Below are 17,315 nucleotides of genomic sequence, written 5' to 3'. Positions count from 1 at the left end.
TTGAGCTTCAAACAATAATGTGAAGTTATTAAAACGGAAAAGAATCAGGTTGTTTAATCCCACTATTTAACTCCAATTTTTAAGTAAAGAGTAAATGGCGTTATTAGCCGTCACTAGACGGACTCAGTCAGTAAGCCTCCAAATCCACTTCAATCGTCGCCAGATGCAATATATGGAGCTATACAAGCTGTGAGACTCTTCCTCTGAGCCCATGGACTAGAGTGTCACTAAGTAGGACCTTAGAGAGCTGGCATCGTAAAAATGACAAAAGTGAAGGGGATCTCAGAGGGGCAAATCTGGGGACTGTTTGTTCTCTTTTTATCAGTATTTTTGATCGCCAGCGATTTTACCGCCTTTTCACCAGCTCTCCCCGCTATCGCCAAAGACTTTTCCGTCCGCATATCATTCGTTCACTGGGTAGTGAATGCCTATGCCCTGGCCTATGGAGTCATTATTGTGACCAGTGGACGTTTGGCGGATATCTATGGGCGTGAAACTGTTTTCTTAATTGGTGTTGGTATTTTTTCTTGCTCATCGCTATTGGGAGGGCTTGCGAGTGAGGTAGGGGTACTGTTAATCGCCAGGGTATTGATGGGGTTGGGAGGTGCATTAGCCTGGTCGGCAATGCTAGGGATGGCTTACACACTGTTGCCATCTGATCGCGCAGGATTTGTTGGGGGCTTTGTTTTGGCTGCATTAGGTGTGGCTACTGCTTGCGGGCCTGTTATTGGAGGAGTGTTGTCAGATTTTTTGAGCTGGCGCTGGATTTTATTTATAAATATCCCCATTGCTATCTTTGTGGTCGTTTTTTACGTATTGAAGTACCCGTCAGAGCAGTTTGAAAAAAAGACGAACGAATTGATTACTTGGGCGTGTTAACTCTCTCCGTATCCCTTTTCCTGTTTTTGTTGGCTCTTGATTTAATAACTCAGACAGGTATTTCTCGACTCTTGGTTTTCTGTCTTCTGGCAATATCTTTATTGGCTGCGATAACTTTTGCTTTTGTTGAAGCTAGAATGGCAGATGATGCTCTTATTCCAGAGAGCTTGGTGAGAAATCGTGTGTTTATGACATCAGGAGTTAGTGTGTTTTTTGTCGCTATCGCCTTCTTTGCAACCCTTGTCTATATCCCTTTGCTTTTTATTAGCGTGCATCAGTATTCTGCATTTCAGGCCGGATTGGCTTTGTTGCCAGCTATGGTCTCTTCTGGCATTTTTGCATTTGTTTCTGGAGTAATTCATGAGCGGTTTGGCCCCAAATTACTGCTCTGTTCAGGCGCCCTGGCGATGAGTCTGGGGCTTTTCATGCTTTCGGTTCACGGTAATCATATTGTCTACCCAGTCTTTATACCGGGTATGTTATTGATTGGTAGTGGCTTGGGTATATTTAGCCCTGCCGCTGTGACCGCTGCAATTACCTCTGTGGAGGCCTGTAAATCCAGTTTATCTGGTGCTGTTGTCTATATGTTCCGTTTTTTAGGTGGTGCTGTGGGTTTGGGGATCAATTCAGCCATATTGGCGTCAGCGCCGGATATTGCCACCGGTGTGAACCGGGCACTACTGGTAGATGGATTTATTGTCCTTATAGGGTTCTTGATTGCAATTTTCTTCTTTCAGGAGCCCCAGAGAAGGTAATTGACGCGCTGCTTAGATTCCTCTTAGGCAATACGGTTTCTTATCGGTATTTAGGAGCGTGTTTCCTATTTTCATTCTCTCTAAATGTTGACTGCAAGGGATAAGGCGAGTGGTCGGGGCTATCCTTCAACAAGTATTAGCGATGTTAACTCGTATGGGTTGTTAGCCGTTTAATATTGGCGGCTCAGGAAGGGCTGAGTTCTTAGAGATTGCTAATAGTAAATTTATACGAAATGGATCTCGGATATGAAATTGTCTTGGTTGCGGTTCTTGGCTGATAATTCTCTTGTTGTATCTCTTGCTGTAATCTTGATGGTGTCAGGCCCCATTGCTCTGGCAGAGAATTTACGGGGAAGTACCACGGGGCCAACTTCTGCACCAGGATACAGCCATCCGGATCAATTTCTGCATTTAAAGCCTGTAAAGCTGGCTGACAATATGTATCCCGTAATCCAGCATCCGCAAGAGGAAAAGCAAGCTAGACAGAAGCTGGCTCTTCTGGAGGAGAAGTTTGGCAAAAAGCCTAACATATTGATTTTCTTACTTGATGATGTGGGCTGGATGGATGTTGGCTTTAATGGTGGAGGTATTGCTGTCGGCAATGCCACACCCACTATGGATAAATTGGCGAATGAGGGGCTTATTCTAACCTCTGCCTATTCAACACCTTCATGCTCGCCAACACGGGCTACGATTCATGCCGGCCAAAATCCGCTACACCATGGAATCCTACGCCCCCCAATGTATGGTGAGGCTGGCGGCTTGGACGGAGCAGTAACCATGCCGGCGGTACTCAAAAAGTTAGGCTACGTGACCCAGGGGGTCGGTAAATGGCATATGGGAGAGAATAAGGGCTCACTACCGCAGAATGTTGGTTATGACGATTACCGAGGGTTTCTCGGTGTATCAGATATGTATACGGAATGGCGGGACGTTTATTTCAATCCAGAAGTGGCGCTGTCTCCAGAGCGCTTTGCCATGATGCAGAAGGAGCCATTTAGTCATAGTGAGGTTCATTGCACGCCGCAGGACACGGAGCGGTGTGAAGATCTCCATCTGATTGACCTGGACTCTATCAAGGTGCTCGATGACCAGTGGATGGATTACAGTGTAAATTTCATTAGGCAAATGAAAAGCTCTGAAAAGCCATTCTTTTTGTATCACGCCCCCCGAGGTTGCCACTTTGATAATTATCCATCTTATAAGTGGGCAGGGAAATCGCGAGCTCGTACAGTATATAGCGACTGTATGGTGCATATGGATTATGTACTTGCGCAGATATTTAGTGCTTTGCAGGAGACAAACCAGCTGGATAACACCCTGATTTTCTTCACCTCGGATAATGGTCCCGAGTGTGAGGTTCCCCCCTATGGCCGAACACCTTTTCGGGGTTGCAAGGGTACTAGCTGGGAAGGTGGTGTGAGGGTACCGACATTTGCCTATTGGAAGGGGATGATAAAGCCTCGCCGGACTGAAGGGTTGTTTGATCTAGCTGATCTCTTTAACACAGCCATTTCAATAGCGGGCAAGCCCGGTAGGGAGGTGGCAAGTTTTGTTAGTGAAGATCGATATATCGATGGTATCGATCAAACGGGAATGCTGTTGGCGGATAATGGCCAGTCTGCACGCCGTAGTCGGCCCTATACGATGAATCAGTATTTTTTCGGCCATGCGTATTGATGAATTCAAATATGTATGGACGGCAGAAATCGAGAATGGTGTTGTACAGAGAGGTAACTGGGGCGGGTTTAGTGGCCCTATCTTTGTCGAGAGTGGTGGGGCAATATTATTTAACCTTTATTCCAATCCTAAGGAAGATGTCAGTATCGGTGTGCGTCATTTGCCAATGCTTGTGCCGGTGATGACAACAGCAGGGGACTACATGAAAGAACTCATTAAGTATCCCCCACAATTCAAGATCGGTTTTATATCCAACAACCCTCCAATCTATGATCTTTTGCCTCAAGCGAAAGAAAAGTTAGAGCAGTTTGAGAAGGAGGGTACTGGTAAGTATCCATGGCCCTAGAGTTGAATCCGGAAATGTAGCTTTAAGGAGCCTCTGAATAATTCCGTAATATCTCTGCGGGCCTTGAGGGCTGCAGATGTTAGGCGCAGCTCGCCGAGAATGGCTGTAGCCTTCAGGACCTGCCCTACGGGGCTTGCAGAGCGATTCACACTCCGCGTTGAAACTTCTTGAAAGGTCTAGACATTCCTGCGAAGTCGCGCCTTGATTGTGAACCGCTCTGCAAGCCAGAGGCATCACGGAATTATTCAGAGGCTCCTTAACTCTATAAGTGCACTCATATGTGTGAATTCTTAGCCTGGTGACAAATTGACGGATAATAAACTTGAAGATGGTGAGCCATGGTTGGCATTAAGGACACTATATTGCAGGGCAGCCCCATAGTTCTTGTAAACAGGTGGATAGGTTCGCAGACGGCGTAAAATACTGAGAAGAATTCTACGTAAAGCCAAAGGCCAAGTTGGCCGGCATAGGGTGACAGTCTCCTGAGGCCGGCTAGTGGACTATTGCAAGATGGTACCTACGTTGCTGGTTCCCACTTGGATTGCAGTTGCTGAATTTCCACTTGTTACCTGGGTAGTGTCATGGGTGTTTGTCGTGCCCATTTGCATGGTGCTAGCGGTATTCATCGTAGAGGTTTGGGTAATCGTAGCTCCATTAGAATCTCCAACCTGCTCCATAAAGGCTACAAGTAGGTCTCCATCTTGAGAGAGGTCTGCGGTGTTACTGAGGCCATCTTGTTCAAGTCCTGCCTCATTAGTTGATCCAGTCTGGTCCGTCATTACCATGTTAGTTGTGCCAAGCTGTATGACCTCAATGGAGGTGTCGGAGCCATACTCCTGGACAACATGGGCATCATTAGAGTCACCATCCTGTAGCAGATTAAAAGTGTTGTTAAATGCAGAGGATTGCTTAGTGAATGATGTATTACTAAGGCCTAGCTGTATGGTACTTTGATAATTCCCCGAACCATTTTCAAAAATAGAGTCTGCAATATTCGAGGTTCCATCTTGGAATATTATGCCAATACTAGACGTCTCGTTAGCTAGAATGCCTCCGACTACGTTTGAGATTCCCTGCTGATTTAAGATTTGGGAAGTATTAGATGTTTGGTCTTGTCCGAGCACGCCTATATTTGAATCTCCTGTCTGGGTAACAACCATATTATCTAAGTTGGATTCAAATTGTGTAATTACCATTTCATTAGATGTACCATTTTGTGTGCTTATTGATGTGCTTGTCATCGTATTGCTTTGCATGGCAAAAAAGAGATTGGTTTGGCCATTTTGCAGTACATTAATGGCTGAAGTGGTGGTGTCAAATTGACTAATTGATGAAACGGTGTTGTTCTCACCTATTTGTGTACTGTTGATAACACTGTTTATAGAGTTGACTGTCTGAGCGGTGGTGGATGAGTTGTTGTCGCCAGTTTGAGTAAATATTACAAAGTTACCAGATGTTGATGGATCATTCTGGTTAGATGTTGTTGTATTTTCATTACCGTTTTGAATGACAATGGTAGTATTGGCGGCTGCATGCCCACTGATGGCTATAGCAACTACCACAGCAATGGAAGTGTAGACTTTCATATCTATTTCCTTACAAATCAACATATTAATCTTCATCAAGCGGATTACCGCCTGTTTGTCGATTTGGGACTCTGCGGAACATCTGGTTAGGCAAAGACGGCTCTCAAATCCCTGGGTAATTAATTGAATTATTTTCACCCAATGTTTCCGCTGTCACACAAACCACTGTCGTCAAAATGATATTGGGTGATGTAATAGGATGACTCCACGATTTTCAGTCAGGTGAGCAGTATTTTCCTTGGGAATTAAATATCAAAATGCTGAGAATAAATGCTTAGAGAGACGGCTACAGGTTTGGTCTGAAATTTTTGTATGAGCAAGATAGGCAGAGGCTAATCGAATTAACTACTTTTCTTACTCGTTGGAAATTTGGAAGTGAAAGGTTTGGAGCATAACAGGTTGGTAGATTTTCAATTGAAAATCAAGATTCATGAGATTCTCGGATGGCCGGCTCCGGTTGAAATTTCCCGGATGCCGGCCCTTGGATTACTGTAGGATGGTACCTACGTTGCTGGTTCCCACTTGGGTTGCAGTTGCTGAACTTCCACTTGTTGCCTGGGTAGTGTCATGGGTGTTTGTCGTGCCCATTTGCATGGCGCTAGCGGTATTCATCGTAGAGGTTTGGGTAATCGTAGCTCCATTAGAATCTCCAACCTGCTCCATAAAGGCTACAAGTAGGTCTCCATCTTGAGAGAGGTCTGCGGTGTTGCTGAGGCCATCTTGTTCAAGTTCTGCCTCATTAGTTGACCCTGATTGGAATGTCATCACCATGTTAGTCGTGCCGAGCTGCATAACTTCAATAGAGGTATTTGAGCCAAAATCCTGGGCAATATCAGCAACATTAGAGTCTCCATTCTGTAACAGATTGGAGGTGTTGTTGAGTGTTGTGAATTGTCTCGTGCTTGATGTATTGCTAAGGCCTAACTGTGTGGTGTTTTGATCATTTTCAGATCCGCTCCCATTCCCAAAAAATGCCCTATTCGTGGTGCCATCTTGAAATATCGTGACAACACCAGACGTCTCGCTCCTTTGAGAGCCCCCGGTAAGATTTGAGGTTCCCAGCTGGGTAATAAATTGGGATGCGTTGGATGTAAAGGCTTGTATCATTGTGCCGCCATTTGAATTTCCCGCCTGGGTAACAACGATATTATCAAAGTTTGAATCACCTTGCACAATTGCAAATCGATTCGATGTGCCATTTTGTGTGGTTGTTGAAGTGCTTGTTGTCGTATTTTGTTGTATGGCATTAAAGAGATTAGTTTGTCCATTTTGAACAACAGTAATAACTGATGTTGCACTATTTTCCTGGTCAATGGAGGCGACAGTGTTGTTGTCACCTATTTGTGTACTGTTGATAACACTGTTTGTAGAGTTGATTGTCTGAGCGGTGGTGGATGAGTTGTTGTCGCCAGTTTGAGTAAATATTGCAAAGTTACTAGATGTTGATGGATCATTCTGGTTAGATGTTGCTGTATTTCCATTACCGTTTTGAATGACAATGGTAGTATTGGCGGCTGCATGCCCACTGATGGCTATAGCAACTGCCGCAGCAATGGAGGCGTAAGTTTTCATATCTATTTCCTTACAAATCAACATATTAAATTCTATCAAGCGGATTACTGCCTGTTTGTCGATTTGGGACTCTGCTGAATAGCTGGTTAGGCAAAGACGGCCCTCAAATCCCTGGGTAATTACTTGAATTATTTTCACCCAAAGCTACCACTGACATCCAAAGCGCTATCGTTAAAATGATATTGGATGACGTTGTAGGATGACCCTCCGATTTTTGATTATGGGCAGAGTGTTTTCCTTGGGAAATAACTATCAATCTACTGAGAAGAAATCCCTAAAGAGATAGTTGCAGGCAGATATCGCAGCTTGTCTTGTATAAAAAAGAAGTGACTAATTACGTTAGTCATTTCTTTTATGCATTTAAAATAGGGGCGGGGAAAAACCTGGGGGCTTTAATTGTTGAAAAATTTACTATAGCAAAGTAAATATCACTATATCATCAGGTATGGCCGGCTCCAGCTTGAGGCTCACAGGAGCCGGCCGATGAATTACTGCAAGATGGTACCTGTATTACTGGTACCTAGCTGGGTAGCAGTTGCTGAGTTTCCACTTGTTGCCTGGGTGGTGTCATGGGTGTTGGCGAAACCCATCTGCATAGTACTGGCATTATTGTTGGTTGATGTTTGGGTAATTGTTGCAGTATTCGAAGTCTGGATTTGTTCTATATAGGCTACGAGCAAGTCGCCATCCTGTGATAGATCTGCTGAGTTACTTAATCCATCCTGGAGAATTTCACCATCGTTACCCGCACCAGTTTGAAAGGTCATGACCGTATTGGTGGTGCCTAGCTGTTCAGCGTAGAGACTATTGCCCGCGCCTAAATCTTGTTCAATATCTGCATCGTTTGAATCACCTTCCTGTATTAATTCAGCGGAATCTCCGACACTGGTAAATTGAAGAACTAATGAGGTGTTACTCGTTCCCACCTGGGTTGTACTTTGAGTATTCCCTGTTCCGAGAGATTGTGTACTTCCCGACATATTTGATGTGCCATCTTGAAGTACCGTGATGGTGCCGGAAGTCTCAGTTGATTGAGCTGCTCCTGCGGTATTAGTTGTTCCAAGCTGGGTAATAAAAAGCCCATTCCCAGAGGAGGATGACTGAACCATGGAACCCATGTTTGAGTCACCATTCTGGGTGATTACGGTGTTATCTAAAGATGAATTAGTTTGTACGGTGGTATATTGATTGGAGGTGCCAGTTTGTGTCGTTGTTGAAGTACTTGAAGTAGTGCTAACTTGAAGCGCATTAAACAAATTGGTTTGGCCATTTTGCAGTACGGTAACAGTCGATGTAGTGGCATCGGTTTGATCAATCGATGAAACAGTGTTGTTGTCGCCAAGTTGGGTGCTGTTGATAACACTATTCGTAGTGTTGACTAGCTGAGATGTGGTCATTGAGTTGTTGTCACCGATTTGTGTAAGTATTGCAAAATTACCAGATGTTGATGGATCATTCTGGTTGGCTGTTATTGAATTTCCATTACCGTTTTGAATGGGAATAACTGTATTGGCGGCAGCGTGCCCACTGATGGCTATAGCGACTGCCGCAGCAATGGAGGCGTAAGTTTTCATATCTATTTCCTTACAAATCAACATATTAAGTTCTATCAAGCGGATTACTGCCTGTTTGTCGATTTGGGACTCTGCTGAATAGCTGGTTAGGCAAAGACGGCTCTCAAATCCCTGGGTAATTACTTGAATTATTTTCACCCAAAGCTACCACTGACATCCAAAGCACTATCGTTAAAATGATATTGGATGACGTTATAGGATGACCCTCCGATTTTTGATTATGGGCAGAGTGTTTTCCTTGGGAATTAACTATCAATATTCTGAGAAGAATTTCCCAAAGGTGATCGGAGGCTCTTAATTCTTCGTCTGAGGGAGGGGGGAAGAGGCAGGTTCCTTTAAGCGCTCTTTACATCCTTGCCAGATTTTTCAACAAAATAATGGCATAAAAAGGCAATGGGAATTGAGTATAAAGCGATAATAAATGCGAGACCGAAGAAACCTGATTCTGTTGTTGCTATTCCTGCGCAGCAAAGGAGAATGCTTGGAAGAGCACCACCCAACATCATAGAAACTCGGTTGTATCTCTGCATCTTTAACAGGAAGTACTCAATAAGCTTCCCGTAGGTTAGTGTGGCGATTAAGGATATCAGAGTGGTCATCAGATACAATGTCAGCATCGGGACTGTACCATTAAGAATCTGAATTCCGGAAGCACCTGGCAAGGAAAAAACCGCAATAATAGTTGGTAATACGACACAGGTTAGCGCAGTAGCTTTAAGGGCAATAAGGAAGGATATAGTTTGGGGCGAAGGAGTGGTTTTACTTTCCAGGTTGGCCTTAGGCGCTTTGTAATAATTTGTAGGCATGTACTTATTGATGAAGCTCGTTTAAATCTGTTTTTTCAAGTGGAATGTAGCTTAATTAATGGTAATCATTAGCTGTTGTCATGTAAATGTGATAGTGGCTCGAATTATATTGATTTTTGATTACGAATTGAGGCTTTGCTGGGGTGGGTGTTGGAACAAATACACCATACTGGATATAAAGTACCTGTAGATTTAATCGATGGCATCCAATGAAAGCTCTTTAACTCCCACTCACTACTGGGGGCTCTTTGCCCTGCTACTGGCGGCATTTCTTCTTGCCAATGATTATACGGCATTTTCGCCGGCACTCCCTGCAATTCAAAAGACATTCAATGTCGATATCACCACCATTCATTGGGTCGTTAACGCCTATACCCTGGTGTATGGTGTTTTGATTGTGTCTACGGGCAGGATGGCTGATATCTATGGTCGTCGGCGAATGTTTATTACCGGCATCTATATCTTTACTGCATCTTCCCTTGTAGGTGGATTTGCGGGAAATATAGGAACGCTATTATTCGCCCGTGCATGGATGGGTTTGGGGGGAGCCTTGGCCTGGGTTGCCATCCTGGGTATGGTTTTCTCCCTCTTGCCCAGGGATAAGGCCGGGCTGGCCGGAGGATTGATTCTCACTACAACGGGGTTGGCCAATGCCAGTGGCCCAGTGATTGGTGGTCTGTTGGCTGATTTTGCCAGCTGGCGCTGGATATTATTTATTAATATTCCTATTGCTTTGCTGGTTATTCTTCTGTGTTGGAGCAAATATCCTCCAGCTAGTACGCAGAAAAGCAATAAGAAAATTGACTATTGGGGTGTTATTACCCTCTGTGGGTCTTTATTTAGTTTCCTCCTTGCTATGGATCTGGTGGTTCAGTATGGCTTGTCCCACTTCTATGTGTGGGGCCTATTGGTACTGTCCATATTTCTCATGATATTTTTTGCTGTTGTTGAAACTGTTGATCCTAATAACGCGCTAATTCCAGGTGAATTGATAAAGAACAGAGGCTTTATCGCCGCTGGACTCAGTATGTTCTTTGTTGCTATCGCATTTTTTGCGACCCTGGTTTATATCCCGCAGCTATTTATCAAGGTAAAGGGCTATTCTGCCTTTGGGGCAGGGTTGGCGTTGCTACCATTAATGGTCAGCTCTGGTGTTGTAGCCTATATTTCTGGCGCATTATACGAGCGTCTGGGCGCTAAGATTTTGATTTGTGCTGGTGCTTTGGGTATGTGTGTAGGGCTGTTTCTACTGTCGGCTGTTGAGCCCCAGGCATCTTATATTCGCTTCCTTCCCGGGCTTTTGATAGTGGGCAGCAGTATTGGCATATATAGCCCTACGATTGTTACAGCGGCAATTAGCGTAGTTGAGCCCAGTGATTCCAGTTTGGCAGGGTCGATTATCTATATGTTTAAATTTGTGGGCGGGGCCCTTGGGTTGGGAGTTAATGCGACTTTACTGGCTATGGCTCCCAACATCGCTGTTGGGATTGAGCAGGCCTTTGTGGTTGATGCTTATCTGGCACTACTTGGGTTCTTGATTTCCATGATTTTCTTTTCTGGTCATTCTACAAAAACGATTCGTTAATGGCAGCTATTTTCACTGAGAATAAGCCGAGTTTTTAGGTGTGGTTGATAAAAAGCCCTCGGTGAAAAGTAATCTATATCTTGGTCTAGGCGCGCTGTCCCTGGCCATCTTTCTTGTGGCCAATGATTTCACTGCATTTTCGCCGGCACTGCCTGTGGTTGAACAAGAGTTCCAGTCAGATCTGACTACGAGTCAATGGGTAATTAGTGCTTACGCATTGGTTTGCGGTGTGTTGATAGTTTCAGGAGGTCGTCTGGCTGATATGTATGGTAGGAGGCGAACATTTATTGTCGGGTTATTAATTTTCATGTTTTTCTCGTTTTTGGGCGGAATTGCTGGAAGTATGGGGATGCTGTTGGTTTCCCGTGCATTTATGGGGGCGGGGAGTGCGCTGATTTGGCCGTCTGTTTTGGGGATGATGTACAGTCTGATGACACCGAAGAATGCTGGGTTGGCCGGTGGACTGATTATTACGATATGCGGTATAGCAAATTCTGTAGGGCCATTAGTGGGAGGTTTCCTGGCTGACTATATCAGCTGGAGATGGATTCTATTTATTAATTTACCACTTTCTCTAGTGGTTCTTTATCTTTGCTTCAGAGTGATTCCACCAGATTCGTTAAATGTGCCTATAGAGAAGTTAGATTATCGAGGAGTTGCTCTACTGTCATCGGCACTATTCTCTCTTCTGCTTGCTTTCGACTTTGTAGTCGATGTGGGGTTTAAAAACTATCTAGTGTTTGGGTTGTTTATGGCTTTTTTTCTCTTGTTTTGCCTCTTTATATTGGTTGAGGGGAGAGCAGCTGAGGGGGCATTAATCCCTCCAGATGTAGCAGGAAACAAGTCTTTTGTCACTGCAGCCTGTGTCGCTTTGTTAATTGCCCAGTTCTTCTATGCGGGGTTCTTTTTTATCCCGCAATATTTAAGTAAAGTCCATGGAGCTTCTGCAACAATAGCAGGTCTGGGATTGGTTCCACTTATGTTGGCATTTAGTGTATTTGGTTTTGTTGCTGGTAATGTCTATAAGGTGCTGGGAGCCAAGCTAATTGTCTCCATAGCAACACTATTAATGGCTTTAGGTTTATATATGCTGTCTCATATCTATCAGGACGGTCAATATATTCGCTTGGTTCCCGGGTTGTTAATTTTGGGGGCGGGTATTGGCTTATTCAATTCTACTATAATCACGTTTGCAATATCGGTTGTTGATCCGCGCCGAGCAAGTTTGGCCGGAGCAATAATCTTTATGATTCAAATAGCGGGTGGTGCAGTGGGGTTGGGCCTGAATACCACAATAGTCGCATTGGCTGGTGATATATCTTATGGGATTAGTCAGGCATTTACATTAAACGCATACTTGGCGATGTTATCTTTTATTATTTGCGTTTTATTTATAGGGTCTAAGGAAGAAAAATCATAACGTCATTTTGTATGTCAATTGGTTTATGTATATGCAAGTGCAGGTTTACGCCATGGAAAGACAAGAGGGTCTCTTAGATAAGAATTTATACCTTGGAAAGTTGGCTCTGTCTCTTGCCATTTTCCTTGTCGCCAATGATTTTACGGCCTTTTCTCCCGCGCTGCCGGCAATGGAGCACGAGTTCCACTCTGACCTTACAACGACCCAGTGGGTCATTAATGGTTACGCCTTAGTCTTTGGAGTACTGATTATTTCAGGTGGTTGCCTTGCCGATATGTATGGCAGGAGGAGGGTATTCTTTATTGGAACCCTGCTATTTATGGCGTTCTCACTTATCGGTGGGATTGCAGTTAATATGGGAATGTTATTGATATCCCGGGCACTGATGGGGATTGGAGGGGCTATGATGTGGCCGTCGATCCTGGGTATGACCTATGGCCTGATGACTGAAAAGCGAGCGGGTTTTGCTGGAGGGCTGGTGATTACTGTTTGCGGTATTGCCAATTCAGTTGGACCACTGTTAGGTGGTGCGCTGGCAGATTATGCCAGTTGGAGATGGATTTTCTTTATTAACCTGCCGGTATCAGCAGTTGCCTTATATGTTTGCTGGAGAGTGATTCCTGATGACTCTCCAGAAGCTTGTGATGAACGTATTGACTATGCCGGAATCACTTCGCTGTCGATGGCTCTATTTGCCTTGTTACTGGCGTTCGATCTTGTTGTTGATGTCGGTTTCAAAAGCCCATTGGTTCTCGGCCTTATCGCCGCCTTTTTCTTACTTATTTGCTTGTTTAGTGTCGTTGAGAAACGAGTTGGGGCTCAGGCGTTGATTCCACCGGATGTAGCTGGGAATAAACGGTTTGTCTTCGCCTCTGTTGCTACGTTATTGATTTCAGCGCTTTTCTTTGCTGGATTATTTTTTATTCCACAGTTCCTAACCAATGTTCGTGGTACCTCAGCAATGAGGGCGGGGATGGGGCTGATCCCTATGATGCTCTCCTTTAGCGTTTTCGGCTTTCTGGCAGGGAAGCTATATGATGTGATTGGAGCAAAGAAGATAGTATCGACAGCTACTTTATTGATGACGCTTGGAATGTATCTTCTATCTCATATCCACAAGGATACTCAATATATGTCTTTGGTTCCCGGGCTTGTGATATTGGGTGCTGGTATTGGTTTGTTCAATTCCACCATTACAACTGTAGCTATAACGGTTGTTGATAGCAGTAGGGCAAGTTTAGCGGGTGCAATCATTTTTATGTTTCAAATAGCGGGTGGTGCCGTAGGATTAGGGTTGAATACTACGATAGTGGCGATGGCCACTGATATGCCATCGGGTATTGAATATGCATTTACTGTAAATGCCTATCTGGCCATGTTTGCTTTTATTATTTGCATTTTATTTGTCGGAGATAAAAAGCCTGAAATTTGATTTTAATAATCTATCCGTTGTCTATCTTTCCGTTTCAGTTGTTAATTGATCGGCAGCCTTTAAAGGTGAAGTTTGTGCTTCTTTGCCGAGGTTCCAAAATGGGGAAATTCCCGTTTCGATTGGGAAAACAGGTTTGCATTGGCTGATTGGTACGGCATTAAGTTTTACTTTTAGCTCTCCATAATGTTGTCTGTAGGCATAGGCTATTGGGATCAGTCTCTGCCGGTCGAAATGCTTGGGGCCCTTGTGGTTTTCGAACGCTTGTAGAAAATTATCTATTCCCTGCTGGGTGCCAGCCCCATTTCTTGCTGTGAAGTTCCAGAGATTTTCATCAATTGTTTCTGCGAGACTGGCAAGATAAATCCATGATTGAAGATTGAGACATTCATAATGAAAATTATTTTTACTCTTGGTTTTTGATACTTGGTTATCCGAGTGATCAAACTGCTCTAATATTCGGAAGCGGGAGTCCCTGAGAGTTTTTCTGGCAGTTTGTATTTGATTGAGATAGAGCGCTAAAGCTACAACTTGTAAATCATACTGTGTGCCAAGATGCCCAAGTTTTGGGCGTGTTGATTGTCCGCGATGACTATCTATCAACCAGTTAAAGTATTGCTCCAGATGGTAGTCTAATCGCTCAACTCCTATCAGACGAATCTGCTGTTCTTGTTTCAGTTTTTTGAAATTGGAGAGGGTGTAGACCAGTAGGTTGGGATTTACAGATTGTAATTGTTTGCTGTATTTCGTTTCATGTTTGTTGGGGAATAGCTTGATGAGGCTATTGTTGATAAATTGAATGAATTCCTGCTTCGAGCAGTGGGATTGCGCAAGGGCGACAATGGTCAAATCCTGAAGCAGGCTGTTAATCGAACTGGATCGCGCCCTCTGTTTTGCTTTTACCGATCTTTGCGTGGCCTCTCTTAATAGCATTAGGTAGGGAAGGTCGCACCTGTTTGCTGCGGCCAACTTGCTGCCAGGGGCGCTTGTATCGGCGGAAAAGCTGGAATCATCGAGGTGATCCAGCATGGCAAGGATAGCTTCAGAGCGAGTTGTTCCTCGATCCCGGCTGGACTGCTGATCTGTCCGCTCCAGGTGCGTCTTTCCGGAAAATAGTCTGGCTACCCAGCCTCCCTGAGTATAGTGACCTGCGGCTTCCGAGTAATTCGGGCAGGGGAGATCCCAAGGGAAAATCGCCCACTCATCCCATTTCCCCGATACTCCTAGCCGCCATAAAAGTTCTACCTTAGGGCGCCTTCCGTAACAGAAGCGGCTATCAAAAATCTCAGTGCTATCAGATCGAAACAGAACCTGTGGCTCCTCTGTGGGGGCAGGCTCGAAGTCTTCACACAGTATGGACTGATTATCTAATAGTCTTGCCATTGGGATAATATGGTATGGGTAGGTGGCATGGTTGAGAACTTGTTGTCTTATTGCGTTCCAGGCTTTTGAAGTCACAAAGCAATTTCCATCCCAAGGTAAAATCCAATCTGCTTTTGATTTACCATCTTCTAGAGCGAGATTTCTCGCCCCATTATTATTCATTACATAGTTATTTTTATGACGGTATAGACCCAGCTCGGCTTGTATTTCCAAATCCCGTCGCATGCGAAGGTCTTTTAGTTTATAGGGGGCATAATTAATCGGGTAATCCAGGATGTTCCACCCAATTTCTTTGTATTCACCCCAGTGAAAGGGTATTCTCAAGTAACTTTGTTTGTAATTGCAAAGCAGTTTGATAATGGCAGTTTCCTCTCTTGGGTCAACAATTCGGTTGAGGATAAACACCTTCTTGCAGCCCTCTAGTGGAGGCTCATGCTGCAAAATGAATTCAAGGTTTTTATAGGATTGTCCGGCGCTGTGTCGAGGGATTAGGTCGTTGCCGATAATTCTATAAAGAATAAAAGTCTGGGTATTGTCTGATGTGCTTGTATAGGAGTTGCTTGGTATAGTCTTTGGGTAGGGTGGGCGACTATTGGGGAAGTAGAAGTTTGGGAAATGGCGATGCTTGTGAAAGATAGCATTGATTAGGCGACCGGCATACTTCAGGATCTTCCGTTTGAATTTTTGAGTGAAGAATGCCCAGCGATTCTGCCACTGTATTAAAAAAGTATCTTTACTGGGAGTTGTTGGTTTTTGTTTAAAATCTGGGTGTTTATTGGGCATTGGTATCTATATTCTTATAGTTCGATATTTTGGGGGCGTATTTAAGCGAATCTTATTGTTTTCAGGAAAATTCCTAATGGTCGAACTTTTACATTATGGCTTGTAAATGATTATAGCTGACCTGATTTTAGGAGTTGAGAGGGAAAGAAAGCTGTAGATTACGCCATCATTGAAGTGTATCTCCATTAGCCGATACCAATTGAGGTGGTTATGACTGATAACAATTCGCGTCATTCCACTTGTCTTCTCGGGTAGATTTATGGGTGGCTATATTTTAAACAGTAATCGAGAGGTTTGCGCCGTTACGGGTGTGGATGATCTAAGTGATATATTTGGAGGGGGTTTCTGATATTTGTATATGGGTAGCAATATTGCGCTCGTTTTATTTGAATCAGCGTAACTTGTACCGTTCGTAGTCCTCTCCCCCTTTGCAGGGTTATCGTCTTAGTGGGGGCTCGCACGACTTGGTATGTTTTCAGTGTTTTTACATCGCTTTGTAACTCTTTCCAGAAGATATTGGTCCATGCTTATCAGTAAATCTTTTGTAAATTTCCATATCATATTGGCAAATCTTCTCAATTTTCTTGATTGCTTTTGCGTCTGTTTTTATCTCCTGAGCAAGTTTGGTATTAGGGCTCTTGTTAATCTTGGGGATGTCTAGTTTTATATCGAAGTCTTTAGAGATTTGTTGGGTTAGCTTGTCTAAATGATTGGTTGTGCCAACAATTGAGAACTGCTGTAAATTTTTTAAGGCTTGCTCTATGTATTCTGAAGGATTTGAGTCAGAAAAATCCGAAAAATATCGTATGAAAACTTGTCCTGTCATGATCCCAATCTGGGACTCGATATATTTATCCAAAGGGAGAGAGTTCTTGTCCCATTGACTCTTCTTGTAGGTGTTATAGGTGTAGAGAGATATCCATCTATCAATTGGGTTTCGTAGTACTGTTATAAAATTCCATTCGTTGGAGAAATTTTTTACAACATTCGGGCGGCAGAATGAGTGCCCGTGTCCATAATAATTAGAATTTATAGATAGATTGTGAACCATTACAGTTTCTCGTACAGACATCATTGGCATTTCTAATACATCAGCTGCTCGCTTGCTAACTGCTCGTTTAATGTTGAAGCTGCCTAATTTATTTGGCTCATAATATTGAGAACTAATGGCGGAGTGCAGGGAGGAACCTGCACATTTTGGGATGTGGCAAAAGAAGATTTTAGGGGGAGGTACGAGTCTTACAGGAAACTTTTTAAATGTAGGTCGGCTAAATTTCATCAATAATTTTTTCATTTAAAGAAAGTCTATCGAGTAATAGAGGTTGTTTTCCAATAAATCATCGAATTTAATTCTCTAAGGTTTACCGTTGTAAACTCTGTATAAATGCCAATCTTCAAATCTAGCCGGTGGTAATGAAATGGGCAATATATTGTTTGCCTAGTGGCGGTTTTTATATTATTTAGTCTTTCAATTTAAGACTCATCTCCCAAATCTCAGTCGGAAGAATGTATGCACT

13 protein-coding genes are annotated in these 17,315 nt (G+C 43.6%); 7 read left to right on the top strand and 6 right to left on the bottom strand.

Annotated features, from left to right (window positions below; translation table 11 throughout):
* The first annotated feature begins 261 nt into the window (after positions 1–261).
* The 4 genes from QT397_18570 (at position 262) to QT397_18555 (ending at position 3,660) form a co-directional block, all read left to right on the top strand.
* Complete coding sequence (locus QT397_18570) at positions 262–879, top strand: MFS transporter (protein ID WNZ54865.1); 618 nt, start codon at positions 262–264, stop codon at positions 877–879.
* A gap of 137 nt (positions 880–1,016) precedes the next feature.
* Entirely contained in the window at positions 1,017–1,634 is a 618-nt protein-coding gene (locus tag QT397_18565) for an MFS transporter (GenBank protein WNZ54864.1), read from the top strand.
* Positions 1,635–1,880: 246 nt separating this feature from the next.
* On the top strand, positions 1,881–3,314 hold the full coding sequence (locus tag QT397_18560; protein ID WNZ54863.1) for a sulfatase-like hydrolase/transferase: 1,434 nt from the start codon (positions 1,881–1,883) through the stop codon (positions 3,312–3,314).
* The gene (locus QT397_18555; protein WNZ54862.1) at positions 3,304–3,660 is read left to right on the top strand and encodes a hypothetical protein; all 357 of its coding nucleotides are present in this window, start codon (positions 3,304–3,306) and stop codon (positions 3,658–3,660) included. Before QT397_18560 ends, QT397_18555 begins: the two co-directional genes overlap by 11 nt.
* A gap of 500 nt (positions 3,661–4,160) precedes the next feature.
* On the opposite strand, the gene QT397_18550 is transcribed toward QT397_18555, so the two are convergent.
* The 4 genes from QT397_18550 to QT397_18535 all read right to left on the bottom strand — a co-directional run bounded on the left by QT397_18550 (position 4,161) and on the right by QT397_18535 (position 9,198).
* The gene (locus tag QT397_18550) at positions 4,161–5,282 is read right to left on the bottom strand and encodes a hypothetical protein (protein ID WNZ58562.1); all 1,122 of its coding nucleotides are present in this window, start codon (positions 5,280–5,282) and stop codon (positions 4,161–4,163) included.
* Between the two features lie 450 nt (positions 5,283–5,732).
* Positions 5,733–6,818 carry a hypothetical protein gene (locus QT397_18545; GenBank protein WNZ54861.1) on the bottom strand — a complete coding sequence of 362 codons (1,086 nt, stop codon included), beginning with the start codon at positions 6,816–6,818 and terminating at the stop codon, positions 5,733–5,735.
* 488 nt (positions 6,819–7,306) lie between these two features.
* Positions 7,307–8,530, bottom strand: a complete 1,224-nt coding sequence (locus QT397_18540) for a hypothetical protein (protein ID WNZ54860.1) — start codon at positions 8,528–8,530, stop codon at positions 7,307–7,309.
* A 197-nt stretch (positions 8,531–8,727) separates the two neighbouring features.
* On the bottom strand, positions 8,728–9,198 hold the full coding sequence (locus QT397_18535) for a hypothetical protein (protein ID WNZ54859.1): 471 nt from the start codon (positions 9,196–9,198) through the stop codon (positions 8,728–8,730).
* 199 nt (positions 9,199–9,397) lie between these two features.
* On the opposite strand from QT397_18535, the gene QT397_18530 reads away from it, so the two are divergent.
* Genes QT397_18530 through QT397_18520 form a run of 3 tightly spaced genes read left to right on the top strand, consistent with a single transcriptional unit; the run spans position 9,398 to position 13,635 of the window.
* Positions 9,398–10,783, top strand: a complete 1,386-nt coding sequence (locus QT397_18530) for an MFS transporter (GenBank protein WNZ54858.1) — start codon at positions 9,398–9,400, stop codon at positions 10,781–10,783.
* Positions 10,784–10,823: 40 nt separating this feature from the next.
* Positions 10,824–12,203 (top strand): MFS transporter, encoded by a 1,380-nt coding sequence (locus QT397_18525; protein WNZ54857.1) that lies wholly within the window; start codon positions 10,824–10,826, stop codon positions 12,201–12,203.
* A 31-nt stretch (positions 12,204–12,234) separates the two neighbouring features.
* Positions 12,235–13,635 carry an MFS transporter gene (locus QT397_18520; GenBank protein WNZ54856.1) on the top strand — a complete coding sequence of 467 codons (1,401 nt, stop codon included), beginning with the start codon at positions 12,235–12,237 and terminating at the stop codon, positions 13,633–13,635.
* 21 nt (positions 13,636–13,656) lie between these two features.
* Here QT397_18520 and QT397_18515 read toward each other — a convergent pair whose 3' ends face one another.
* Both QT397_18515 and QT397_18510 read right to left on the bottom strand, forming a co-directional pair.
* A complete protein-coding gene (locus QT397_18515; protein ID WNZ54855.1) occupies positions 13,657–15,798 on the bottom strand; it encodes an alginate lyase family protein in 2,142 nt (713 codons plus the stop codon).
* Positions 15,799–16,282: 484 nt separating this feature from the next.
* Positions 16,283–17,092: a sulfotransferase family 2 domain-containing protein gene (locus QT397_18510; GenBank protein WNZ54854.1), complete on the bottom strand. Its 810-nt coding sequence runs from the start codon at positions 17,090–17,092 to the stop codon at positions 16,283–16,285.
* Positions 17,093–17,315 lie beyond the last annotated feature (223 nt).

The sequence above is a fragment of the Microbulbifer sp. MKSA007 genome, assembly GCA_032615215.1.
Classification (GTDB): Bacteria; Pseudomonadota; Gammaproteobacteria; order Pseudomonadales; family Cellvibrionaceae; genus Microbulbifer.
This window is presented reverse-complemented; position numbering and strand designations above follow the sequence as displayed.